The organism is Flagellimonas profundi (assembly GCF_017313275.1).
Lineage (GTDB): Bacteria > Bacteroidota > Bacteroidia > Flavobacteriales > Flavobacteriaceae > Flagellimonas > Flagellimonas profundi.
On record NZ_JAFLNM010000001.1, the window covers coordinates 1,795,287 to 1,817,984 of the forward strand.

The 22,698-nt window shown below is 41.3% G+C and carries 24 protein-coding genes; 10 read left to right on the top strand and 14 right to left on the bottom strand.

The genetic code is table 11. From position 1 onward, the window contains the following. Positions 1–23: 23 nt before the first annotated feature. On the top strand, positions 24–1,244 hold the full coding sequence (locus J0654_RS08300) for a sensor histidine kinase (protein ID WP_207027585.1): 1,221 nt from the start codon (positions 24–26) through the stop codon (positions 1,242–1,244). Between the two features lie 160 nt (positions 1,245–1,404). Here J0654_RS08300 and J0654_RS08305 read toward each other — a convergent pair whose 3' ends face one another. After that, positions 1,405–1,641 (bottom strand): hypothetical protein, encoded by a 237-nt coding sequence (locus J0654_RS08305; protein ID WP_207027588.1) that lies wholly within the window; start codon positions 1,639–1,641, stop codon positions 1,405–1,407. A gap of 401 nt (positions 1,642–2,042) precedes the next feature. On the opposite strand from J0654_RS08305, the gene msrA reads away from it, so the two are divergent. Beyond that, positions 2,043–2,738 (top strand): peptide-methionine (S)-S-oxide reductase MsrA, encoded by a 696-nt coding sequence (gene msrA, locus J0654_RS08310; RefSeq protein ID WP_207027589.1) that lies wholly within the window; start codon positions 2,043–2,045, stop codon positions 2,736–2,738. An 84-nt stretch (positions 2,739–2,822) separates the two neighbouring features. Here msrA and J0654_RS08315 read toward each other — a convergent pair whose 3' ends face one another. The 4 genes from J0654_RS08315 to J0654_RS08330 form a co-directional block, all read right to left on the bottom strand. Continuing rightward, a complete protein-coding gene (locus J0654_RS08315; RefSeq protein ID WP_207027591.1) occupies positions 2,823–4,283 on the bottom strand; it encodes a hypothetical protein in 1,461 nt (486 codons plus the stop codon). Then, entirely contained in the window at positions 4,255–4,857 is a 603-nt protein-coding gene (locus tag J0654_RS08320) for a hypothetical protein (RefSeq protein WP_207027593.1), read from the bottom strand. The genes J0654_RS08315 and J0654_RS08320 overlap by 29 nt, the downstream gene beginning before the upstream one ends. After that, positions 4,847–5,329, bottom strand: a complete 483-nt coding sequence (locus tag J0654_RS08325) for an RNA polymerase sigma factor (protein ID WP_237685940.1) — start codon at positions 5,327–5,329, stop codon at positions 4,847–4,849. The genes J0654_RS08320 and J0654_RS08325 overlap by 11 nt, the downstream gene beginning before the upstream one ends. A 206-nt stretch (positions 5,330–5,535) precedes the next feature. Then, positions 5,536–5,961, bottom strand: a complete 426-nt coding sequence (locus J0654_RS08330) for an Ohr family peroxiredoxin (RefSeq protein ID WP_207027596.1) — start codon at positions 5,959–5,961, stop codon at positions 5,536–5,538. A gap of 210 nt (positions 5,962–6,171) precedes the next feature. On the opposite strand from J0654_RS08330, the gene meaB reads away from it, so the two are divergent. The 3 genes from meaB to J0654_RS08345 are packed head-to-tail and all read left to right on the top strand — an operon-like array spanning position 6,172 to position 9,066. Continuing rightward, positions 6,172–7,215, top strand: coding sequence for a methylmalonyl Co-A mutase-associated GTPase MeaB (gene meaB, locus J0654_RS08335; RefSeq protein WP_207027597.1), 1,044 nt, complete (start codon positions 6,172–6,174; stop codon positions 7,213–7,215). Between the two features lie 35 nt (positions 7,216–7,250). After that, positions 7,251–8,213, top strand: coding sequence for a glycosyltransferase family 2 protein (locus J0654_RS08340; protein WP_207027599.1), 963 nt, complete (start codon positions 7,251–7,253; stop codon positions 8,211–8,213). Continuing rightward, positions 8,194–9,066 carry a lysylphosphatidylglycerol synthase transmembrane domain-containing protein gene (locus J0654_RS08345; RefSeq protein WP_207027601.1) on the top strand — a complete coding sequence of 291 codons (873 nt, stop codon included), beginning with the start codon at positions 8,194–8,196 and terminating at the stop codon, positions 9,064–9,066. The genes J0654_RS08340 and J0654_RS08345 overlap by 20 nt, the downstream gene beginning before the upstream one ends. Here the strand turns inward: J0654_RS08345 and J0654_RS08350 are convergent. The 5 genes from J0654_RS08350 to mazG form a co-directional block, all read right to left on the bottom strand. Next, on the bottom strand, positions 9,063–10,721 hold the full coding sequence (locus J0654_RS08350; RefSeq protein WP_207027603.1) for an ArnT family glycosyltransferase: 1,659 nt from the start codon (positions 10,719–10,721) through the stop codon (positions 9,063–9,065). The two genes, J0654_RS08345 and J0654_RS08350, sit on opposite strands and share 4 nt — an antisense overlap. Continuing rightward, positions 10,718–11,287, bottom strand: a complete 570-nt coding sequence (locus J0654_RS08355; RefSeq protein ID WP_207027605.1) for a phosphatase PAP2 family protein — start codon at positions 11,285–11,287, stop codon at positions 10,718–10,720. Before J0654_RS08355 ends, J0654_RS08350 begins: the two co-directional genes overlap by 4 nt. Next, positions 11,287–11,514: a hypothetical protein gene (locus J0654_RS08360; RefSeq protein WP_207027607.1), complete on the bottom strand. Its 228-nt coding sequence runs from the start codon at positions 11,512–11,514 to the stop codon at positions 11,287–11,289. The genes J0654_RS08355 and J0654_RS08360 overlap by 1 nt, the downstream gene beginning before the upstream one ends. A gap of 37 nt (positions 11,515–11,551) precedes the next feature. Continuing rightward, positions 11,552–12,919 carry an MATE family efflux transporter gene (locus J0654_RS08365; protein WP_207027608.1) on the bottom strand — a complete coding sequence of 456 codons (1,368 nt, stop codon included), beginning with the start codon at positions 12,917–12,919 and terminating at the stop codon, positions 11,552–11,554. Positions 12,920–13,001: 82 nt separating this feature from the next. Further along, positions 13,002–13,775, bottom strand: coding sequence for a nucleoside triphosphate pyrophosphohydrolase (gene mazG / locus J0654_RS08370; RefSeq protein ID WP_207027610.1), 774 nt, complete (start codon positions 13,773–13,775; stop codon positions 13,002–13,004). A 106-nt stretch (positions 13,776–13,881) separates the two neighbouring features. On the opposite strand from mazG, the gene bglX reads away from it, so the two are divergent. The 3 genes from bglX to J0654_RS08385 are packed head-to-tail and all read left to right on the top strand — an operon-like array spanning position 13,882 to position 18,375. Then, on the top strand, positions 13,882–16,137 hold the full coding sequence (gene bglX / locus J0654_RS08375; protein ID WP_207027612.1) for a beta-glucosidase BglX: 2,256 nt from the start codon (positions 13,882–13,884) through the stop codon (positions 16,135–16,137). A gap of 9 nt (positions 16,138–16,146) precedes the next feature. After that, entirely contained in the window at positions 16,147–16,785 is a 639-nt protein-coding gene (locus tag J0654_RS08380; protein WP_207027614.1) for a GDSL-type esterase/lipase family protein, read from the top strand. A 54-nt stretch (positions 16,786–16,839) separates the two neighbouring features. After that, a complete protein-coding gene (locus tag J0654_RS08385) occupies positions 16,840–18,375 on the top strand; it encodes a family 20 glycosylhydrolase (RefSeq protein WP_207028048.1) in 1,536 nt (511 codons plus the stop codon). A 3-nt stretch (positions 18,376–18,378) separates the two neighbouring features. Here the strand turns inward: J0654_RS08385 and J0654_RS08390 are convergent, their stop codons facing one another. From J0654_RS08390 to ruvX, 3 genes are read right to left on the bottom strand one after another with little or no spacing between them, the layout of a single operon-like run. Further along, positions 18,379–18,822 (bottom strand): DUF5606 family protein, encoded by a 444-nt coding sequence (locus tag J0654_RS08390; protein WP_207027616.1) that lies wholly within the window; start codon positions 18,820–18,822, stop codon positions 18,379–18,381. Positions 18,823–18,877: 55 nt separating this feature from the next. Beyond that, entirely contained in the window at positions 18,878–19,468 is a 591-nt protein-coding gene (def, locus tag J0654_RS08395; RefSeq protein ID WP_207027617.1) for a peptide deformylase, read from the bottom strand. Between the two features lie 3 nt (positions 19,469–19,471). Beyond that, on the bottom strand, positions 19,472–19,882 hold the full coding sequence (gene ruvX, locus J0654_RS08400; RefSeq protein WP_207027619.1) for a Holliday junction resolvase RuvX: 411 nt from the start codon (positions 19,880–19,882) through the stop codon (positions 19,472–19,474). Positions 19,883–19,982: 100 nt separating this feature from the next. Between ruvX and J0654_RS08405 the strand changes: the two genes are divergently transcribed. Both J0654_RS08405 and J0654_RS08410 read left to right on the top strand, forming a co-directional pair. Then, positions 19,983–20,798: a 2,3,4,5-tetrahydropyridine-2,6-dicarboxylate N-succinyltransferase gene (locus J0654_RS08405; protein ID WP_207027621.1), complete on the top strand. Its 816-nt coding sequence runs from the start codon at positions 19,983–19,985 to the stop codon at positions 20,796–20,798. 257 nt (positions 20,799–21,055) lie between these two features. Beyond that, entirely contained in the window at positions 21,056–21,859 is an 804-nt protein-coding gene (locus tag J0654_RS08410) for a glycosyltransferase family 2 protein (protein ID WP_207027623.1), read from the top strand. Here the strand turns inward: J0654_RS08410 and J0654_RS08415 are convergent. Beyond that, positions 21,841–22,674, bottom strand: coding sequence for a glycosyltransferase family 2 protein (locus tag J0654_RS08415; RefSeq protein WP_207027624.1), 834 nt, complete (start codon positions 22,672–22,674; stop codon positions 21,841–21,843). The two genes, J0654_RS08410 and J0654_RS08415, sit on opposite strands and share 19 nt — an antisense overlap. Positions 22,675–22,698 lie beyond the last annotated feature (24 nt).

Consider the following 22,698-nt stretch of genomic DNA (forward strand, 5'->3'; position numbering starts at 1 on the left):
AAAGTTAACAATCAGCGCAGTATATGAATATTCCTGTTAAGGATAAATATCGGTTACAAGACAAGATTGATTTGATACTGAAGGTTAATTACAATTCATCCTTCTTTGCTGCCATTTTTGGATTGGTATGTTTTTTCTTTTTGGATATAAAAGGAGTAATCACCTATACCTTTATAGGATATGCCATCCTAAACCTATTGAATACATTGCTTTATCAAAAGCACCATAAGTTAACGCTCACCTATAATTTAACCTCCATCCTATCCATGATAGGTGCCATAATTATAACCATTTACAGTGGTGGCATAGAAAGTCCCTTTATTTTTGTTTTGGCCATAATTGTTTTTGCAGGATATGTAACGACCAAGGTTTTTGGTCAATTATACCTTATTATAAATTTGGCGATTCTGACGCTTCTCTTCCTTTATGACACTGGTGATTTCAGCATCTCCGAGAATACGGTACCATTGGAGTCCAGAAATTGGTTTGCCTATTTGAGTGTAGTTTTCGCAGTGTATCTTCTTGGAGGTGTTTTTGGTAAGAATCTTCTAAGGGCACACCATAGACTATACAAATCCCGCAACGAGATACAGGAGCGCATTGAAGAGAAAGAAACACTTTTAAAAGAAGTTCACCACCGGGTAAAAAATAATCTCCAGACTGTTTCCAGTCTTCTAAGTTTGCAGTCCAGAGCTATTGACGACAGCAAAATCAGCAATATCATAAAAAGCAGCCAAAACCGTGTTGTTTCAATGGCAATGGTACACGAAATGTTGTATAAACGGGATGATTACCTTTCAAAAATAGAACTGGAGCCCTACGTAAAAGAGCTTTGTGATTATTTGGTACGTTCTGTAAAAGGAAGCAATCGAAATGTTAAGGTGAATTTGGACATAGCCGACTACAAACTAAGTATCGACACCGTAATCCCTTTGGGCCTGATTATAAATGAAACCATCACCAATGCCTTAAAATACGGTATTACCGAGGGTAGCGATGGAGAAGTACATATCTCGGTAGAAAAATTGGATGGCAACCGTTACAAAATGTATTTAGGTGACAATGGCGTTGGTTATTCAGAGGAAATAAACCCAAAGACCTCCAATTCCTTGGGATTAAAACTTATCTATAACCTAGCTCGCCAACTTAGGGGATCTATTAGTCGAGACTATTCAAAGAAAGGTACCCACTACTGTATCGAGTTCGAAGAGGTCATCGAAGAATTCAACTCTGTGGATTCATAGATAAAAAAAGGCCGGCGTAAAACCGACCTGTCCTAATATATTCCAATATAAACTTAAACTTCAATACTTTTTCTTTCTCGAAAGGAAAAGGCAATACTTGCCAAAACAAAGGAAACACTAAGAAACAACACGGAGGGTACTAAAATATCCACTATCATAATTATGCCAATTTAGCTCTGTCCTTTTTAGTCTTAAAAGAAAGCTCCTTTTTAATACGGGAGTTTTTAAACTTGTACAACCTTACCATTCTTGTATCCTGTTTGATGGTTTCGTTGATTTCAATATTCAACTCAACACCTTCAGAAATGGCATCGACTTTAATTTCTTTGGAAATATCCTGGGCAGAAGCCATTGTTCCGAAAAAAGTTAGAGCGATGATGGTAAAAATTGTCTTCATGTCTTTGATTTGTTTTACGATGTAAAATTACTTTCGCGAACAAGCTCAACTCGATTTCCATCGCTCAATGACCCCTTTCTTTCGGTGAATAATTTTTTTTCGGGTGAAGTGTTTTTTATCCTCGACGAACGTTTTTGACCCTAAAAACAACATACCGAACGCATGTGCATTTCATCGATTATTCATCATTTTGAAGCTTTGTAACTGCTTGAGGACCAATTCTTTAATTGTAGGAAAAGGATTATAATTTTGTAAGTTTATGTAGGAAAAAACAACTAAAAATGACAAATATCAATTATAACCTTCAGCGGTATTTTGAAATCTAAATTGGATGATTAACATTTTTTAACGGCCACCCGAGTAATTGTTGTTATCTTATTACTACTAAACAAGAAACTAAAATGAAAATCGTGAGAACTCCATTTTTAATTCTACTCTTATTGGCATCGGTAAGTTGCCAACCCAAAAACAAGTCCAACAAGCAAGAAGTGGCACAAAAGGAAGAATCCAACGCCTATATGGCAACTAAATTGACCGCAGAGGAACTACAGGAATATGAGACCGCATATTTTGCCAGTGGATGCTTCTGGTGCGTGGAAGCTATTTTTGAAAGCGTTAAGGGCGTTAAAGAGGTTTATTCCGGTTATTCCGGTGGTTCGGAAAAAAATCCGACCTACGAAGAGGTTTCTTATGGCAGAACGCATCATGCAGAAGCTGTGGAAGTTTATTACGACCCCGATGTTATATCCTTTAGACAATTGGTGCAAGTGTTCTTTGGTTCGCACGACCCAACAACACTAAACCGACAGGGACCCGATCGTGGTGCCCAATACCGATCTATCTCCTTTTATAAAAATGAGGAGGAGAAGAAGATTATACAAGATTATATTAGCTTACTTGAGTCTGAGAATGCCTATGGCGACCGCGCTATAGTAACGGAGGTGACCCCTTTCGAAAAATTTTATATGGCGGAAGAATACCATCAGGACTACGAAAAGCGAAATCCCAATAACAGTTATATCAGAAATGTTTCGATTCCGAGACTAAATCGTTTCAAGGAAAACTTTAAATCCTACCTTAAGGAAGATGCTCACTGATAAATGACTTGGTAGGTTTCGGTCGTTGAAGAGTTATATTGACCAATAGGTTCGAGGTGGTTCCTTGGGACTGGTGCAACAAGACTAGTTCTTTAGAACCACCTCACTGAACTTGGAGTTGATCTTAATGGTTTTACCATCATTCTTACTAATGTTATAACCAGTGTGCAAATTGGCTCCTTGCTTTTTGGTGGATGTCAACTTCAATGTTTTTGGGTATGTAAATCCCGAAGTTGTTTCGTTCACCGAGATAACATAAGGTGTTTCCGGAAGTTTACAATCCAACTCCCCATTTTCCATGGATATGTCAATGGTATTAAATCCATTGGCCACCTCATCAATACTCAATGCCCCGAAATTATTGGTCACCAATGCTTTGCTGTCCAATCTACCAATAACCACATTGGATGATATCGAATTCAGTTTTAGTTCCTTGACCTCTTTTAAATTGACCTTTTCGGAATAATCCGCGCTAAGGCTGCCATAGTTCCAATTTTGCACCACGACCGGGGAGTACGATACTCGAATATCGGTATTGGCGCCATCAATGGTTGAGGCAAGCAAGCTTGCGTAGGACAAGCTTGCGTTGATGTTTTTGGCATTTTCCGCCAATTTTACCTCACCGTGGCGTACATTCATGTTTACCTTAATGTACTTCGGCATTTTGATGATGATTCGTTTTTTGACCTTATACTCTTTATGTTTCCCGTCAGTTGAAAAATAGAACACATTTGGACTTCCATGAATGGTCCTTGCCTCTTCACGGAGCTGCTTTCTAAGTTCCGCTTGCTCTTCCCTGATCTCTACTTGTTGAGCGCGGATCTCTTCTCGCTGTTCTTTAATTCGCTCCTGCATTTCTTCACGGACTTTTTCGCGCTCTTCACGGAGTTTTTCCCGTTCTCCCCTCAGCTCTTCACGTCGCGCCTCACGCTCCTCTGCCATTTTTTCCATCTCTTCGCCCCATTTCTCAAAACGCTCCTTGTATTCTTCATCAAACGTCTTATCGAACTTCTTCTTCCATTCCTTCATGTATTTGTCACCATCCTTTTTATAAGCGTCGTAATCAAACTCAATTGGGGGTAATGGTGGCATGGGCGGCATTGAAGACATTACCGCGATTTCTGGAATCACAATTTCAGAGATTTCAGGGATTTCAACATTGGCAATAATCTCGGCGACCGAAGGCATTTCGGGAATATCGATATTCACCGTTCTAAAATCGTAGGCATAATTGGGACCCGCACCTTCTGTGCTTATCTCTATTTCTTTGCTGTTCCCCATTATTTTGACCAAATCCCGCTCAAAATAAGAATCTGCCTCCTCCTGGTCTACTCCTTCCAGCTCAATTACCGCCGTAATCTCTACCTGATCTTTGTTCCAAGTATCGAACTCAATATCGGCATAACTGGTATTAATGTTGAGTTCAGTGTCCTTATTGACATTGAAAGTCTCCTTGTAGGTTTTGGACTTCTCCTGCGCTTGGCCGGTAAATCCAACCAAGGCAAGAAGCAATCCGCTAAACAATATTTGATGATTCCTGTTCATTTTTTGATGATTTTAATTGATTCAACTTTGATTTTAACTTTTGCAACAACTGCAACCGTAGCTGTAGGTTATTGATCAAGGCACCTATGGTTTGATCATTGGGGCCCAATTCGTTCAACTCTTGGTTCAGTCTTTGGTATTCCTTGTTCAGTTCCGCCAACCGGTCCATATAGCTATCCACAAGATCCTTGTTTCCCGGATCATCGGCCAATTCGGACAGCTGGAGATTAATGTTGGTGGTATAATAGGTTTCTATCTTTTTTAAGTCCGGAGATAAATCCCCCAAGGAAATACCCTGGGCTTCTTTACTTGGATTATCCCGATCTACAACCATTATTTTTTCATCTGGGTCAACTGTTCCTCCATTACTGTTAAAATAATAGAAGGACAACCCCACAGCTACAACAACTGAAGCTGCAATCTGCATCCACAACGAAATCACCTTTCGTTTGGGCGGGTCCTTGGGCAACTCTTCTTCCAGCTTGGCAAAAAAACGGTCTTCGTGCCCCTCCTTCATTTTAAATCTTTTCTGCTCCCTTTCTTTTTCAAATAATTTTCTGAGATCACGTGCCATAAGCCAAATCTTTTAATTTCTCTTTCAATTGTGCCTTTCCTCTTAGCAATCGGGTCCGCGATGCAGTTTCCGTGATGCCCAAAATTCCGGCTATCTCAGCATGATCGTATCCTTCCACTAAAAACAGTTGCACAACATATCTATATTTTTGAGGCAGTTCTTCGATGGCTTCCTTCACTTGCTCAATGGAGATTCCTTCCTCCACGGACCAATCATCCTCCGCTGCCACCTGTAAATAACTCTCATTGAGTTCCACTGTTCGTTGATGTTTCGATTTTAAAAAATCGATACTGCCATTCACTACAATTCTTTTCAACCAGGCCCCGAACGTAACATCGCCCTTAAATTGCTCAATCCGCTGAAACGCTTTTATAAACGAATCCTGCAATACATCCTCCGCGTCATCAGCGTTTTTAAGAAATCGCATAGCCACACAGAACATACCATCACAATACTGACGGTACAGTTTCATTTGCGCCTGACGGTCGTTCGCCTTGCATTTTTCTACAAGCTCGATATGGAGCACACTTGGTTCTATGTCCGGTTGTTTTAGTTGTTCTGTATTAATGACGATGCAAAAAATGCAACGTTGCAAATTAGGGAGTTTTTAGCGCATTTTTAACAAAAAAAGCCCCGCTGATGTTTTCAACGGGGCTCATAATTAAAAGGTTACGTCACTTATTCGTCCATCAACAAATTTAAGTGCACGGTAATATTATCGCGTGTGGCCTTGCTGTAAGGGCAGATCTCATGGGCGTCTTTCATCAAAGTTTCCCCCATTGCTTTATCAACTGTAGGCAAATATGCATCCAAGGTTGCTTCCAAGAAAAAGCCTTCTTCTTCTGTGTTGAGGGCTACGGTGGCCGTCACACTGAAATCCCCTAGATCTTCAATACCGTGCTCTTTGGCAACAGCTTGAAGACCTGCTCCATAGCAACTGGAATAAGCTGCAGCAAAAAGTTCTTCCGGATTCGTTGATTTTGGGTCGGTTTTTCCTTTGGAGGTAGGCATGCTGATGGCATAATCCAAAACGTCATCTTCGCTCTTCACGTGTCCGGACCTTCCTCCTGTATTAGTGGCCTTGGCCTCAAAAATAGTCTTCATCTTTTAAATGTTTATAGGTTCGTATCAACCAGCACCTCAAGGGTAACCGATTATGGAATCAAAAGGTAGCAATTTGTAGGCGGATGTCTGCTTAAACAGGTATTAAATTTTTGTGAAATGGAGGAATCAAAAAGTAAGCTGTATTCCCATTCTAGTTCCCATAAACCCGTAAATTCTTTATAAATTCGTATAAACCGATGACCCGTACTCTTGGCAGACGATAATAAAACACCCTGGGATACCATTTCCAAAATCAAGGCACTCAGAAAAAAAGAACTTTCTGCCGATGCCCTGGCAAAAGGTATTTTTGATGGTAACAAAGCAATGCTCGCCAAAGCCATAACCCTTTTGGAAAGTACCAGAACAGCCCATTTTGAAAAAGCCAATGCCGTTATTGAAAAGTGTCTTTCCAGACCTACCGATAGTATTCGCGTGGGAATTACGGGGGTTCCGGGAGTTGGTAAAAGTTCGTTTATAGAAACCTTGGGCAAAACTTTGACCGACCAAGGCAACAAAGTGGCCGTTTTGGCCGTGGACCCTACCAGTTCCCTGAGCAAGGGAAGCATTCTAGGGGACAAAACCCGGATGGAAACCTTGGCCAAAGACCCCAATGCCTTTATCCGCCCCTCCCCTTCAGGAACTTCTTTGGGCGGTGTAGCACAGAAAACCCGAGAAAGTATCATGCTCTGCGAAGCTGCAGGATACAATGTAATCCTAGTAGAGACCGTAGGGGTTGGCCAAAGTGAAATTGCCGTGCACAGTATGGTGGATTTTTTCCTTCTGCTGAAATTATCGGGTGCCGGCGACGAGCTCCAGGGTATAAAAAGAGGTATTATGGAAATGGCCGACGCCATAGCTATCAATAAAGCGGATGGTAATAATTTAGAACACGCCAAGCTAGCTGTGACCGAGTTTTCAAGGGCATTGCACCTGTATCCGCCCAAAGCGAACGGCTGGATACCCAAAGTAATGCAGTGTTCCGCATTGGAGAAAACAGGGATTGCAGAAATCTGGGAAATGGTGCAGCAATTTGTGGAACACAATAAGGAAAATGGCTTTTTTGAAAAGAACCGACAACAACAAAACAAAAACTGGTTCCTTCAGACCGTGGACGAATACATCAAACAATTTTTCCATCAAAAGGAAACTTTTAAAACTGAACAAGCCAAGTTGTTGAGAGAAATTGAAGGAAACAAAATTTCACCGTTTTACGCCGCAAAAATCCTATTGGACAAGATTACCAAGGAACTTTAAATAAAAGCAATAAATTTGCACAGATTTTATACTGAATGAGCGCTATCACCGATTCCCTTTTATCCATAGTGGTTCCTTTGTACAATGAGGAAGACAACGTGGTTCTTTTAACCCAAAAAATCAACGAAAGTCTTGAAGGGTACAATTACCAAATTGTATATGTGGACGATTTTTCCACCGACAAAACCCGTATTAAGGTCAAGGAAATGGATGATAAAAGGGTCCATTTGATTGAGTTGAAAAAGAACTACGGACAAAGTTTGGCCCTAGCTGCGGGAATCGACTATGCCGAAGGTGAATACATCATTACGATGGACGGTGACCTCCAAAACGACCCTTCCGACATTCCAAATATGCTGGAATATGCCATTACCGATGAATTCGATGTAGTAACCGGAATCCGGCAGAAAAGAAAGGACTCCTTAGCAAAAAAAATACCATCCAAAATCGCAAATTTTTTGGTTCGCAGGGTAACTAAACTGGACATCAAGGACAACGGTTGTGCACTTAAGGTTTTTACTAAGGACATTGCAAAAAGCCTGAATTTGTACGGCGAAATGCACCGTTTTATCACGCTTTTGGCCCATTTGGAAGGTGCTCAGATCAAACAAGTTCCTGTAAAGCACCACGCTAGGCACGCCGGGGTTTCCAAATATGGTCTGGAACGGGTTTTTAAAGTAGTAGCCGACATGATGTTATTGCTTTTCATTAGAAAATATTTCCAACGTCCCATACACCTGTTCGGGATTTTTGGGGTGCTACTGGTCATTCTTGGAATCTTGATCAACGTGTATTTATTAGTTGTGAAACTTGGATTCGGACAGGATATCGGTACTAGGCCCTTACTTATTTTTGGTATGATGTTCATTGTTGGTGGAATCCAATTGTTCACGATCGGGATTGTAATGGAACTCTTGATCCGTACGTATTACGAATCGCAACAGAAAAGGCCATATCGCATTAAAAAAATAAGTATAGGTGACGGAAAAGCTGCGTAAAAAGCTCCTAACCGCCCTAAAAATAATCGTTAGTGCGGTCCTTATCTACTTTATTTTCACCAAAATAGAGTTGAATGATGTGCTCCAGACCCTAAAAAAGAGCGACCCACTCTATTTATTCCTGGCATTGCTGTTTTTTGTCTTTTCCAAAGTCTTATCAGCTTTTAGAACCAACCTGTATTTCCATCAAATAGGGGCAAAAGTTTCCCAGTTGAGCAATTTGAAGCTATATCTGTTGGGAATGTTTTACAACCTCTTTTTACCCGGCGGCATTGGTGGTGATGCCTACAAAGGCTACGTTGTCCAAAAAGAATATCAACCCGGCACAAAAAAAGTGGTCTCCAGTTTGTTACTGGACCGCTTAAGCGGAATGCTGTTGCTTTTTGTTTACGCCTGTATACTTGCCCTGCTATCCCAAAATGAGCTTTTCCAAAGTTTTTACTGGTTGATCGTAGCGGCCATTCCTCTGAGTGTTGTTGTATTTTGGTTCGTGAACAAAACCTTTTTCCCCACTACACTGCCCGTATTTTGGCAATCAATTGGTTTTTCCGCCCTGGTCCAATTGGCACAGCTGGTCTGCGTACTTTTTATTTTGAAATCTTTGTCCGTTGATTTGGACACCGTTGAATACCTTTTTGTTTTCCTGGTCTCTTCGATTGTTTCTGTAATCCCATTGACCATCGGGGGCATTGGAAGTAGGGAAGTCACGTTTTTATACGGAGCAAAATGGCTGGGATTGGATGAAAGCACCTCTATTGGAATTAGCTTTACTTTCTTTTTGATTACGGCCCTCACTTCGCTTCTCGGTGTCATCTACCATTTTAAAAAGCCAAAGTTACAATCGGTGGATTAATCCAAATGCACCAAATGCATTTTGTTCAATTTGTCTTCGCGGGTATTCGGGTTCAGGAACTTGATCTGCAAGCGGGTAATTCGGAATTGGTCCACGGTTATTTGATCGTCCCAAGCAATTCCATTTTTCTGCAATTGCTCCAATTCACTGTCCGTGGCATATACCCAGACATCCTTCATGTTCTTCAAATCGGAGGCTAAAACAATATTGACCGGATCTTGATTGTAAAAATCCAAGGCCCAGGTATGCCTTTCGTTTATCTTATAAATTTCACCCACAGGAATACTTCTCTCCTTTACCCTTTCTGCCATGGTTGACCCACCCTGATATTCCAATAATTTGGGATAAAAATGGGCATTCATCAATCCATTCAACAAAACGGAACTAAAAATAGCCACGGTCACAATTTTGGAATAAGTGTGTTCTTTTTTCAGAATGAAATAAGTTGCCAAAAGGAGAGCGCCCAACAAGAACAAATAGCTATACCAATGCTCCAATTTGAAGACATAAAAGCTCACCAACAAAACAAAGACCACCACGAGACCCAATATAAAATATTGGATGCCCAAAATAACTTTTGCCATCTTTGATTTTTCCTGTTGATACAAAACATACAAGAAAGCCGCTGATAGAACCGCATACAAAGGCATCAGAATATTCATGTAGTGTGGCAATTTAAACTGCGCAAAACTGATGAGCAGGAACAAAATTGAAATACCGCCTATGGTCAAAAACTCCATATTGGGCCGATAAGCGAACTTGATTTCCCAAAAGGCTTTTACCTTGGTCCAATAACCGATCAAGGCAAGAACGGTCCATGGCAGAAATACCCATAAAAAGGTGTGAAAGAAGAAGAAAAAGTCGCTACTGTTCTTCCCAACCCCTTCTCCGCTCATACGTTCAAAGCTCTGTTCCCAAAAAATAAAGAAGATACCGCTACGATTGTCCTTGCCGCGGATTACTTTTTCGGGATGCAGATCAAATTGATGGTAATAAGCATACAACATAGGTGCTATGGTCAACCCAAAAACCAAAATGGCCACCAAAACTCTCCAATTGAGCAATTGCTGCCATTTTCGGGTATAGGCCAAATGACAAAGTATGGAAATACCGATCACCACCAATGCAATCTGCCCTTTAGTGGAAAATGCCATGCCTGCCCCAAATGCACCCAAGGCGATACTTTTCAGCGTGTTTTTCTCGATATAAGTAACCAATTGCCAGATGGAGAATATCGTGAATCCGGTCAACACAGCATCGGTACGGACATCTATGTTGGCCAAGACCATGGTTTGGGCCGTCATAAAAATCAATGAGGCAAATCGACCTACATCTTTGTTGTACAGTAATTTTCCCAGACCAAAACAACTGTAAGCGCCCAGCAAGGTGGACAAAATACCTGGAATCCGGTAGGCCCAATCGTGGATACCGAATATTTTATAGGAAAGGACAGCCAACCAGTAGTGCATGTGTGGTTTGTCCAGATATTCTTCCGGCCCTTTGAATAAGCTCAGAAAATCATTTTCTTGAACCATTCGCATGGCCATTACCGCAAATTGGGCTGAGTCGTTCTCGAACAGGGTCGCGAACATCCCAATGATGTATACCAACACGATCAATCCAATGTAAAACCAGTATCTGGCAGTCGAGATCATACCCTTTTTTTTTGGAAAGCAAATATAGCCAACTTGGCCCATAACCAACCGAAAAGCGAACCTACCAAAGCTCCTGTAAGTACATCCAACGGATAGTGCACGCCGATGTAAATTCGGCTATAGGCAACAATACAGGCCCAAAATAATAAGACCCAAGAAATATACTTTACCTTATTTTTGAATATAACGGTAAAGAAAATAGCTGGTCCAAAAGAGTTGGCAGCGTGAGCGGAAAAATATCCGAATTGTCCCCCACAATAGCTTTTTACCAAACGCATTGCGCTACTCACTTCAGGTTCGTGGCAAGGTCGAAGACGACCAACACCATATTTAAAAAAGTTGGACAGTTGATCGGTACACGTAATCAGTAAAGCGATGGACACCAAAATAATCCCAGTCCCCTTCCATCCAAAATTTCGATAAGATAAATAAAGTAATAAGAGATAAAGCGGGGCAGAGTTTCTGGTCGTCGTCATGAACATCCAAAAACCGTCCCAAGTCTCGGTACCCAGTCCGTTGAGGAACAAAAACAGTTCCTTATCGTATTGCAGTAGCTGTTCCAGCATTATTGGTCGTATCTGGAGACTTCCCGATCATAAAAAGCGGTGGCAGCCTCGATCAAGTTTTCGGCCTCTTCCATTAAATCGGCTTCATCTTGTTTGGAGAATTCTTCCATCCATTCCACTTCATCATTTTCCAGATTGATGATGAACCGTGGGTATTCGGTATGGACAATAAAAATGGCCTCGGGATGATCCGTATTGTCGGCCAATAAAAATTTAGGTAGTTCCATGAGTTCTTATTTTGATTCCAATCTTGTGGAAATCCTCTTAGTGTGTTATCAATTTTTTGGTCAAAAAGTTGAATCGAAGATACAACATTACAGCCGATGCAGTAAGCCCCGACAACAATCCGATCCAAATCCCTGTACTTTCAAAATTTGTGTGCAATCCCAAATAATAACTGATCGGGAAACCGATCAACCAATAGGCGATAAAAGTTATCAGCGTGGGTATCTTAACATCCTGCAGCCCGCGCAAAGCTCCTAAAACCACCACTTGAAGCCCATCAGAAATCTGGAAAAAGGCCGCTACCAACAATAATTTGGCCGCTATAAAAATCACTTCGGTGTTATCCGCTTGATTGGCAATATCGTCCACATCCAAATAAATGGTGGGGAACCAATGTCTTCCCAACAAGAAAATGGCCGCGAAAGCTATTTCTACGAGTAACGTTAGAAAAAATACCGATTCCGCGATTCGTTTTAACTCCATATAATTTCGAAGTCCTTTTTGATTTCCCACACGGACTATCGCGGCAACGCTCAATCCCATGCCAACCATAAAGGTCATACTGCTCAAGTTCAAGGCAATCTGGTTGGCCGCTTGGGCATTTTTTCCCAGAACGCCGCTCAACCAAATGGCCGCGGTAAAAATAGCTACCTCAAAAAACATTTGTAATGCGGATGGAAAACCAAGACTGATGATCTTCTTCATTACTTTTTTCTCAATCTTCCTAAAATTAAAATGGGTAACGTAGGATTCAAACTTTCTTTTTCGTTTCAGCAGGTACCAAATAAAAGCAACCATAATTACCCTCGATGCCAAAGTTCCCACCGCAGCTCCCACAACACCCAGTTTAGGGAATCCAAAAGAACCAAAAATGAAAAGATAGTTCAGCGTAATGTTCACGACATTGGCCAATATGGTGGCATACATGGGGTATTTGGTCTGCGAGAGTCCTTCAGAGAATTGTTTAAAAGCCTGGAATATGATTAAAGGCACCAACGAAAATGCCACCAAATCCAAATAGGGCATGGCGAGTTCCACCACCTCAGGAGGCTGTTCCATATGATGCATCAAAGGTTTGGATATTTGAATCAGCCCAAAAAGGGACAGGCCCAATAGGGTACAAAGTACCAAACCATGTTTTAGAGCGCTTTTGCCGGCCGCTTGATCTTTTGCCCCATCTGCCTCCGCCACCAAGGGCGTAATAGCCGTGGAAAACCCAATTCCGAGGGACATGGCAATAAAAACAAAACTGTTCCCCAAAGAAACGGCAGCCAATTCCGCCGTACCCAATTGCCCCACCATAATATTGTCTGCAAAGGCCACAAAAGTGTGCCCCAGCATCCCTAAAATAACGGGATAGGACAACTTTAGGTTATAGGCAAACTCTTTGGTGTAGTTTTGAAACACAGCGAATACTTAAAAAAGGATGGCAAATATAGATAGTTTGCCCAGAATTTGGATGGTCGGCAATGTTAGATAATGGATAAATTTATAACTGCTTTGCCTCTTCCCAATATACATCCATTTCGGCCAAGGTCATATCGCTCATACTTTTCCCAGCTTCTTTGGCTTTTTGCTCCAAATATTGAAAGCGTTTGATGAACTTTTTATTGGTCCGTTCCAAGGCATTTTCTGGGTTGATCTTTAAAAAACGGGCATAATTTACCATAGAGAAAAGCACATCTCCGAATTCGGACTCCATTTGATCGGCATTATTGGCCTCCACCTCTTCTTGTAGTTCTCCCAACTCCTCTTTCAACTTCTCGAAAACCTGTTCAGGCCTTTCCCAATCAAAACCCACACCAGCCACTTTATCTTGAATTCTGTTGGCTTTGACCAAGGACGGCAAACCATTGGGGACACCTTCGAGCACACTCTTTTTGCCTTCCTTCAGTTTAATGTTTTCCCAATTCTGCTTTACCTCTTCTTCATTTTCCACCTTTACATCCCCATAAATATGCGGATGCCTGTTAATGAGCTTCTCACATATGCCGTTGGCCACATCGGCAATATCAAAATGCTGTGTTTCAGAACCAATTTTGGCATAAAAAACAATGTGCAACAAAATATCACCCAATTCCTTTTTTACTTCATCAAGATCATTGTCCAGTATGGCGTCGCCCAATTCATAAGTCTCCTCAATGGTTAAATGGCGAAGGGTTTGCATGGTCTGCTTTCTGTCCCATGGGCATTGTTCCCTCAATTCATCCATAATGGTCAAAAGGCGATCAAAGGCTGCCAACTGTTCCGATCTAGTGTTCATGGCTTATAATTTTGACCAAAAATACGAAGACCCAACATTAGGGCATGATGGAATTTTACCTTATTTTTATAAGTCTACAAATTAGCTTTATAACACGAACCACGATATGAAAACCAAACAACGCTTTTTACTAATTCCACTCTTTGCTTTTTTACTCTTCAATAGTACGATTATGGGACAGAATACGACCATTGACCAGAAAGTGGATTCTCTTTTATCCTTAATGACCTTGGAAGAAAAGGTTGGTCAAATGAACCAATACAACGGATTTTGGGATGTTACCGGACCAGTTCCAGAAGAGGGAAATGCGGCCACAAAATATGAACATCTGAAGAAAGGCTGGGTCGGTTCCATGCTGAATGTAACGGGAACAGAAGAAGTAAGAAAGTTGCAAAAATTAGTTGTGGAGGAGTCTCGATTGGGAATTCCAATAATTTTTGGTTTCGATGTAATTCATGGATACAAAACTGTTGCGCCGATACCTTTGGCCGAAGCTGCCAGTTGGGATATGGAGGCCATTGCCAATTCGGCGAAAATTGCTGCAGATGAGGCTTCTGCGGTCGGGCTTAATTGGACTTTCGCCCCAATGGTGGACATTTCTCGAGATGCACGCTGGGGAAGGGTTATGGAAGGTGCTGGTGAAGACACCTATCTCGGATCACAAATTGCCAAAGCAAGAGTGAAAGGTTTTCAAGGGGACGATTTATCCCAACCCAACACCATTGCTGCCTGTGCAAAGCACTTTGCCGCCTATGGTTTTGTGGAAGCTGGTCGAGATTACAATACAGCGGATATAGGGACATCAACATTATACAATGCCGTATTACCTCCTTTTGAGGCTGCCGTAAATGCCGATGTTAAAACAGTAATGAACGGTTTCAACCTCCTTAATGGAATTCCCGTTACCGCAGATAAAAACCTGCAGCGTAACATTTTAAAGGATAAATGGGGTTTTGATGGTTTTGTCATATCCGATTGGGGGTCTATAGGAGAACTTGTTCCACATGGGTATGCAAAAGATTTGAATCATGCTGCTGAACTAGCGGCCAATGCCGGCTCCGATATGGATATGGAATCTACGGCATATGTTTCCTATTTGGTAAATAATGTGAAAGAGGGTAAGGTCAGTGAAGAATACATTGATGATGCGGTCAGAAGAATACTCAAGGTAAAATATGAGCTTGGACTTTTTGATGATCCCTACAAATATTGTAATGAAGAAAGGGAAAAAGAAAGATTATACCACGAAGACCATCAAAAAGGTGTGTTGGATATGGCTAAAAAATCCATAGTGCTATTAAAAAATGAAGGAAACTTACTGCCCATTAACAAAAACCAGAAAAAGATAGCGGTAATAGGAGAATTGGCAAATGACAATAACAGCCCACTGGGTAGCTGGCGAATAGGTTCGGATGACAATACAGCTGTAACTGTTCTGGAAGGTCTCAAAAAATACAATTCAAATATAACGTACAGCAAAGGACCTAAAGTATTTAACAGCGACGCCAACTTTTTAATGGATGTTGAAGTAAACGAGACGGATACCAATGGGATGCAAGAGGCGGTAGCATTGGCAAAAGAATCGGACCTTGTGCTCATAGTATTGGGAGAACATGGTTTTCAAAGTGGAGAAGGTCGAAGCAGAGCTCAATTGGGCCTGCCCGGGCTTCAATTACAACTATTGAAAAAAGTTTATGAAGCCAATAAAAATGTGGTCTTGATCCTTATGAATGGGCGACCATTGACTTTACCATGGGAAGCAGAAAATATACCCGCTATTTTAGAAACTTGGCAATTAGGCACCCAAACCGGAAATGCCATCGCCGAGGTGGTTTTCGGTGATTACAACCCAAGCGGCAAATTGCCCATGACATTCCCACGAAGCGTTGGACAAGTACCGCTCTATTACAACCATTTTAGCACCGGTAGGCCGAATTATCAGCCAAACGTATTTTGGTCGCACTACAGTGATGAGAAGAACACCCCTTTGTATCCTTTTGGGTATGGATTGAGCTATACTGATTTTAGTTACTCTGATTTGGAAATAGATTCTTCAGATCAAGAAAACATAAAAGTTTCGGTTACCGTGACCAATACCGGAAAATTTGAAGGTGAAGAGGTTGTTCAATTGTATCTCCATGACAAAGTAGCCAGCGTAACAAGGCCTGTAAAAGAGTTAAAAGGATTTCAAAAAATTAGTTTGGCCCCGAATAATTCTAAAAAAGTTACTTTTACCTTGACCGATAAAGAATTGGGATTCTACAACAACAATTATGAATTTGTAGTGGAACCCGGCGAATTTGGAGTAATGGTCGGTACCAATTCACAGGAAGGACTGGAAAACAGCTTCGTTAAAAAATAAACCAAAAGGATGCGATATTTTTTCGTACTATTTTTTACCCTAACCATATCCGCTCAGGCACAGTTACCTTTTGACAAGGAGGTGGAACAAATACAACAACGAAACGACTCGTTATGGGACAAAACCAAAGAAACCATTGTTTTTACAGGAAGTTCCAGCATACGGTTTTGGGAAGATATTCAGGATAGATTTCCAGAACACCAAGTACTGAACACAGGGTTTGGGGGTTCTCAATTTTCAGATCTGGAACTTTATTTGAATGAACTTATCTTAAACTACAAACCCGTTAAAGTCTTCATTTATGAAGGCGACAACGATATTTTTGCCAAGAAGAGACCACGAAAAATATTGAAAAGGGCCGAACATATTCTGAACACGCTTCAACAGAGGAGCCAGCATATGGAAATTGTTCTCATCTCTGCCAAACCGAGCATTTCCCGATGGAAGTATCGAGGTAGATACCGACGCTTGAACCGTAAGCTGCACAGACTCGCATCCCAAAAAGAGGGAATTGAATTTGTGGATGTTTGGTATCCCATGTTAGACAAAAGAAAAGTAAAACAGGACATCTTTATTGAAGATGGACTCCACATGAACGATAAAGGTTACGACATCTGGTACGATGTTATTAAAAATTACATAGACTAAAACTAAACAAACGTGATTTACAGATCAATTTTGCTGTTCGTTGCAGTTATCTGCATGGCAGCTTGCCAAACCGAAAAAGAGGAAATCAATTTTCCCAAAACAGACCTAGCCAGTGCTCCTTTGATTCCAAAACCCATAAAAACCATTCCTACGGGGAGTGCTTTTGGGCTGGATGCCAAAACCGCTATTTATACTTCTACCACAAATCCCGAATTTGAGAAGGTGGGACAGTTTTTAGCCGGGAACATAAAGTCCAAAACAGGACTTGATCTAGCCGTAAACGCATCATCCGAAGATAATTTGGAGCGACTGATCTACATCAACCAATCCGATAGTGTGGATTTGGAAAGTCCCGAAGCCTATCAACTTTATATAAAAAAGGATTCTATTTTATTGAACGCCAAAACTGCAGCAGGTGCTTTTAGAGGTATACAGACCATTCGCCAGCTTATTCCGGAACAAAGCAATGACACGTTGACGGACCGTCCCATTTGGGTAATTCCATCGGGGAAGATCATGGATGCTCCAAAATACGGATACCGCAGTTCCATGTTGGACGTGGCCCGACACTTTTTCACAGTGGATGAAGTCAAGAAATACATTGATGCCCTGGCATACTACAAATTCAACACATTACACTTGCATCTATCCGATGATCAGGGATGGCGCATTGAAATTAAATCGTGGCCAAAATTGACAGAAGTTGGCGGTACCAGCGAAGTTGGTGGTGGCGAAGGCGGATTTTACACGCAAGAACAATACAAAGACATTGTGGCCTACGCCGCGGACAGACATATTACCATTGTACCGGAAATTGATATGCCGGGGCACACCAATGCCGCATCCTTAAGTTATCCATTCTTGCATTATGCCGGGGCAGAGACTCCGCGGGTCAGAACCGATATGAAAGTAGGTTACAGCTCTTTTGATGCTAAAAAAGACACCGTTTACAGCTTTTTGGATGATGTAATCGGCGAGATTGCCGCGATGACACCAGGCCCCTATTTTCACATTGGAGGCGATGAAAGCCATGTAACCAAAAAGAGCGACTACATTCTTTTTGTGGAAAAAGTGGAAGAAATTGTACAAAAACACAACAAAAGAATGATTGGCTGGAACGAAATCGCACAGGCGGAACTCGACCCCAACTCCATTGCGCAACTTTGGAACGAACCTGAAAATGCCTTGAAGGCTGCTGAAAATGGTTCTAAAATTATAATATCCCCTGCCAAGAAGGCCTATTTGGATATGCAATACGATTCCATTTCGGAATATGGATTGCACTGGGCAGGTTACATCCCCGTTGATGTTGGGTACAAATGGGACCCGGAAACCTATGTTGAAGGATTGGCCAAAGAAAATATTCTCGGAATTGAAGCTCCGCTATGGTCAGAAACCATTAGCAACGGACCCGAATTGGAATATTTGGCATTCCCAAGATTGATTGGATATGGCGAATTGGGATGGTCCCCAAGCGAACATCTTAATTGGGATGACTACAAAAAGCGCCTAGCTGCACAAGCTCCGTATTTGGAAGCCATGCAAATCAATTATTATCCAACAAAATTGGTGGATTGGAAAAAAGAATAGTGTTTATTCTTCCTCTTCGGAGGCAGACACAGTAGGTTCTTCGGCATCCTTTTCGTCTTCAACAAAGTCAGTAATGTTGTTGTCGAGAAGGATGTTGTACCACTGTATGATCTTTTTGATGTCACTGGCGTACACTCGGTCCTCATCATAATTGGGAAGTACTTCGAAGAAATACTCTTCCAATTCGATTTTTTCCGCCTTGTGGCTGATGGAGGTTTTTTCACCTCCCTCTTTTTCCTTGATTTTATGGAACACTTCTCGCAAGGGAAGTTCCTCTTCTAAGGTGTAAATGGCTATTTCGGACAACACACTTACATTGCTTCTTAAACCAACGGTTACACGTTTGCCATCCAATAGGGATTCGCCAACAAAGCCACCTCGGGTCTGGGTCAATAATTTGTAAAGTCCTGGTTTTCCTCCAATAGATAAAATCTTTTCTAATGCCATTCAAATAGTAATTTATGGGCGCAAAAATATGTTTTTATCGCAAATAGTGATTTTTTTAACGTCCTTTTTTGATATTGGGAAACCTCATTCGGTAATCCACATCGATTTTTCCTTTGGAAATCTTTTCCAATCGGCTTTTTAAAAGTCGTTTTCTTAAGGATGAGAGCTTATCGGTGAACAAAATGCCCTCGATGTGGTCGTATTCGTGCTGAATCACCCGAGCCAACAAGCCATCAAAGGTTTCAGTGTGTTCTTTAAAATCCTCATCCAAATAGGTAATGGTGATTTCGGGCTTACGTTTTACATCTTCACGAATATCCGGGATGCTCAAACAACCTTCGTTAAAGTCCCACTCCTTGCCATTTTCCTCTTCAATCCTAGCGTTGATGAACACTTTTTTGAATCCATCGAGTTGTTTCTGTTCGGCTTCGGTCAATTCATCATCATCCGCAAAAGGTGTGGTGTCCACCATAAACATTCGTATGGGAAGTCCGACCTGTGGGGCAGCCAAACCAACGCCATGCGCATTGTACATGGTCTCCCACATGTTTGTCATCAGTTCATCCAGTTTTGGATAATCGGATGTGATATCTTTTGCTTTTCTTCGCAAAACGGGGTCTCCGTAAGCTACTATGGGTAAAATCATAAATCAAAATCTGTTTAAGTAGGCCTGCAATATAAGCGTGGCACTTATTTCATCGACTAGGGCCTTGTCCCTCCTCTTCTTCTTTTTCATTCCGCTGTCCAACATGGACTGGAACGCCATTTTGGATGTAAACCGTTCATCTTGGCGCTCCACGGGAACTGAAGGGAAATTGGCTTTCAGCTTTTTCAAAAATTCCTGGATAAGTGCTTCCGACTCGGAGGCTGTATTGTCCATTTGTTTTGGCAAGCCCACCACAAAAAGCTCAACGGTCTCCTTTGCCGAATAATCTTTCAGAAAATTCAAAAGGTCCTTGGTTTCCACCGTCGTAAGCCCGGAAGCAATCAACTGGAGTTCGTCGGTAACTGCAATACCGGTCCGTACTTTTCCAAAATCCAAAGCTAAAATTCTAGCCAAAATAATTTTTTGGCAAAAATAACCTTAAAAATGTTATGCGCTTAAAAATGGGGGGCATAATTCTGCCATGGGGCTTATCTTTGTAAAAATTTTAAGAAAAATGACAGGATTAAGATCGCTGATAGAACAAGCGTGGGACAATAGGGAGTTGTTGGAAGATGAAAAAACCCAAATTGCCATTCGTGAAGTAATAGATTTAATAGATATAGGTGAATTGCGTTGTGCAGAACCAACAGAAGATGGTTGGCAAATCAACGAATGGGTGAAAAAGGCCGTAGTGCTCTATTTTCCCATACAAAAAATGGAAGTACTTGAAGCTGGTATTTTTGAATATCACGATAAAATTCCATTGAAAAAAGGATACCAAGAAAAGGGTGTTCGTGTAGTTCCCCATGCAGTTGCAAGGCACGGGGCCTACATTTCCAAAGGCACTATTTTGATGCCCAGCTATGTGAATATTGGTGCCTACGTGGATGAAGGAACCATGGTGGATACTTGGGCAACGGTGGGAAGTTGCGCACAGATCGGTAAAAATGTCCACTTAAGTGGCGGTGTTGGTATCGGCGGCGTATTGGAACCTCTACAAGCCGCTCCCGTGATTATTGAAGATAACGCCTTTATCGGCTCCAGATGTATTGTTGTGGAAGGTGTTCGTGTGGAAAAAGAGGCCGTTTTAGGTGCCAACGTGGTTCTGACGGCATCAACCAAAATAATTGATGTAACCGGGGAACAGCCTATAGAATTGAAAGGGCGTGTTCCAGCGAGATCTGTTGTGATTCCTGGAAGTTATACCAAAAAATTTCCAGCAGGCGATTATCAAGTACCTTGTGCATTGATCATTGGTAAAAGAAAGGAAAGTACGGACAAGAAGACCTCATTGAACAACGCTCTCAGAGAACATGATGTTGCCGTTTAAATGTTTATACCATCGCTCAATTTAAGCGTTAGGGCACAAATTTCAATAGGGTTGCTTTTTCTTTAGGATTGAAGCAACCCTATTTACTTTTTACCCTCTTTAATATAACGGACAGAATTATAGTTTAAGAATTTAACAATAAAAGAGTAGGGAAATTGCGAGGTTGATTGTTTGTAAGAAAAAGAAACGTTCAAACAATTTTTACGCTATTTTTTTGTTATAGATTTGTACATACCAAAACACTACACCAATAAATTATGGCTGGATTGAGCACCCCAAAGCAAAAATTATCAGCACTTATTATCACCTACAATGAAATGGGATACATTGAAAAATGTTTAGATTCTATTTCTTTTGCCGATGAAATTATCGTTGTTGATTCCTTCAGTACCGATGGTACCTATGAATATTTATTGGATCACCCGAAAGTAAAAGTGATACAAAACCCGTTTGAAAATTTTACGGCCCAAAAATCCTACACGCTTAAACAGGCAACTAACGACTGGGTCTTGTTTTTGGATGCCGATGAAGTGGTCACGGAAAAGCTTCAGGAGGAAATCACTGCCACTATAAACAACCCCAACGCTCACGAAGCTTATTGGTTTTACAGAAAGTTTATGTTCAAAAATGAGCCATTGAACTTCAGTGGCTGGCAAACCGATAAAAACCACAGGCTTTTCCGAAAAAGTAAAGCACATTTTACAGATAGGAAGATTGTACACGAAACATTGGTAGTTGATGGTAAATCTGGGATTCTGACGGAAAAGTTAACCCATTTTTGCTACAAAAACTACGAGGACTATAAAGGTAAAATGCTAAAGTATGGGCAGTTAAAGGCCAAAGAGGACTTTTACAAGGAAAAGCACTTCAATTACTTTTTAATGACCATAAAACCTTTTTGGAAGTTCTTTAACCATTACATCCTCCGTTTGGGCATATTGGACGGCAAAAAAGGATGGACCATCTGTTATCTTAATGCACTGGGTGTATTGGAAAGGTTCAGAGAACTAAAGAGATTGGAAAAGAAAAACGAGCTTGCCTACTATTTGGTGATGCCATAGTGGGTCCACACTAGCTTATTTGACCTGGTTTCTTTTCGTATCGCCTGGTTTTTGGCTATGGACTCCGGTGTTTTGTATCCTCTTTTATGATCTAAGTGCACACAAACCGCACTGTAACGCAACTGTTTTGACTTTATCCCAAAATTGAACAAACGTTCGCCCAATTCACGGTCCTGCCCTCCATATTGCATACGCTCATCAAAGCCGTTTACATTTAGAATATCCTTTTTCCAACCAGATGAATTGTGACCGTTCCAACTGGCATTGGTCGGAGTAAACCTATTCAGCAACTTGGAGACAATTCCGTTTGCCGTTAGTTTATTGTTCTTAAATGTTTTTGGGATACCTTTTTCCTTGAGCCAATGGATATTGAAACAATGTTGCTTTTCAATATCTTCCAGAGTAATCATCTTGGAAATATTCATCGGCAGCATATAATACCCCCCTGAAATGAAATATCCAGGCTCCTTATTAATGTAATGCACTTCAACAAAATCCTCCCGTGGAATACAATCACCATCCGTCATGATGATGTACTCGGCATTACAGGCTTCCACTGCCTTGTTCAAAATCCTGGACTTCTGAAACCCATCGTCCTCCTGCCAAACATGGACAATAGGGTAAAAGACCTTTTTGGACATCTCCTCCAATAATTCCTTGGTCTTTGGCCCTGAACCATCATCGGCAACAACTACCTCAAAGTCTTTAAAAACTTGGCAATTAAAGCCCCAGAGCACTTTTTTTAGCCATTCTTCGGCATTATAAGTGCTTACGATTACTGATATTTTCGGTGATTCCGTTTCCTTTTGGTTCATTGGAGCAAAAATAGAAATATTAAA

Bases quoted from the DNA above. Each gene is read 5' to 3' on its own strand.
- J0654_RS08320 (WP_207027593.1), bottom strand. From the start codon at position 4,857: ATGGCACGTGATCTCAGAAAATTATTTGAAAAAGAAAGGGAGCAGAAA.
- J0654_RS08410 (WP_207027623.1), top strand. From the start codon at position 21,056: ATGGCTGGATTGAGCACCCCAAAGCAAAAATTATCAGCACTTATTATC.
- J0654_RS08340 (WP_207027599.1), top strand. From the start codon at position 7,251: ATGAGCGCTATCACCGATTCCCTTTTATCCATAGTGGTTCCTTTGTAC.
- J0654_RS08390 (WP_207027616.1), bottom strand. From the start codon at position 18,822: ATGGCATTAGAAAAGATTTTATCTATTGGAGGAAAACCAGGACTTTAC.
- bglX (WP_207027612.1), top strand. From the start codon at position 13,882: ATGAAAACCAAACAACGCTTTTTACTAATTCCACTCTTTGCTTTTTTA.
- J0654_RS08415 (WP_207027624.1), bottom strand. From the start codon at position 22,674: ATGAACCAAAAGGAAACGGAATCACCGAAAATATCAGTAATCGTAAGC.
- J0654_RS08300 (WP_207027585.1), top strand. From the start codon at position 24: ATGAATATTCCTGTTAAGGATAAATATCGGTTACAAGACAAGATTGAT.
- mazG (WP_207027610.1), bottom strand. From the start codon at position 13,775: ATGAACACTAGATCGGAACAGTTGGCAGCCTTTGATCGCCTTTTGACC.
- J0654_RS08315 (WP_207027591.1), bottom strand. From the start codon at position 4,283: ATGAACAGGAATCATCAAATATTGTTTAGCGGATTGCTTCTTGCCTTG.
- J0654_RS08380 (WP_207027614.1), top strand. From the start codon at position 16,147: ATGCGATATTTTTTCGTACTATTTTTTACCCTAACCATATCCGCTCAG.
- J0654_RS08350 (WP_207027603.1), bottom strand. From the start codon at position 10,721: ATGATCTCGACTGCCAGATACTGGTTTTACATTGGATTGATCGTGTTG.
- def (WP_207027617.1), bottom strand. From the start codon at position 19,468: ATGATTTTACCCATAGTAGCTTACGGAGACCCCGTTTTGCGAAGAAAA.
- J0654_RS08330 (WP_207027596.1), bottom strand. From the start codon at position 5,961: ATGAAGACTATTTTTGAGGCCAAGGCCACTAATACAGGAGGAAGGTCC.
- J0654_RS08355 (WP_207027605.1), bottom strand. From the start codon at position 11,287: ATGCTGGAACAGCTACTGCAATACGATAAGGAACTGTTTTTGTTCCTC.
- J0654_RS08385 (WP_207028048.1), top strand. From the start codon at position 16,840: ATGGCAGCTTGCCAAACCGAAAAAGAGGAAATCAATTTTCCCAAAACA.
- J0654_RS08305 (WP_207027588.1), bottom strand. From the start codon at position 1,641: ATGAAGACAATTTTTACCATCATCGCTCTAACTTTTTTCGGAACAATG.
- J0654_RS08360 (WP_207027607.1), bottom strand. From the start codon at position 11,514: ATGGAACTACCTAAATTTTTATTGGCCGACAATACGGATCATCCCGAG.
- J0654_RS08405 (WP_207027621.1), top strand. From the start codon at position 19,983: ATGACAGGATTAAGATCGCTGATAGAACAAGCGTGGGACAATAGGGAG.
- msrA (WP_207027589.1), top strand. From the start codon at position 2,043: ATGAAAATCGTGAGAACTCCATTTTTAATTCTACTCTTATTGGCATCG.
- J0654_RS08325 (WP_237685940.1), bottom strand. From the start codon at position 5,329: ATGAAACTGTACCGTCAGTATTGTGATGGTATGTTCTGTGTGGCTATG.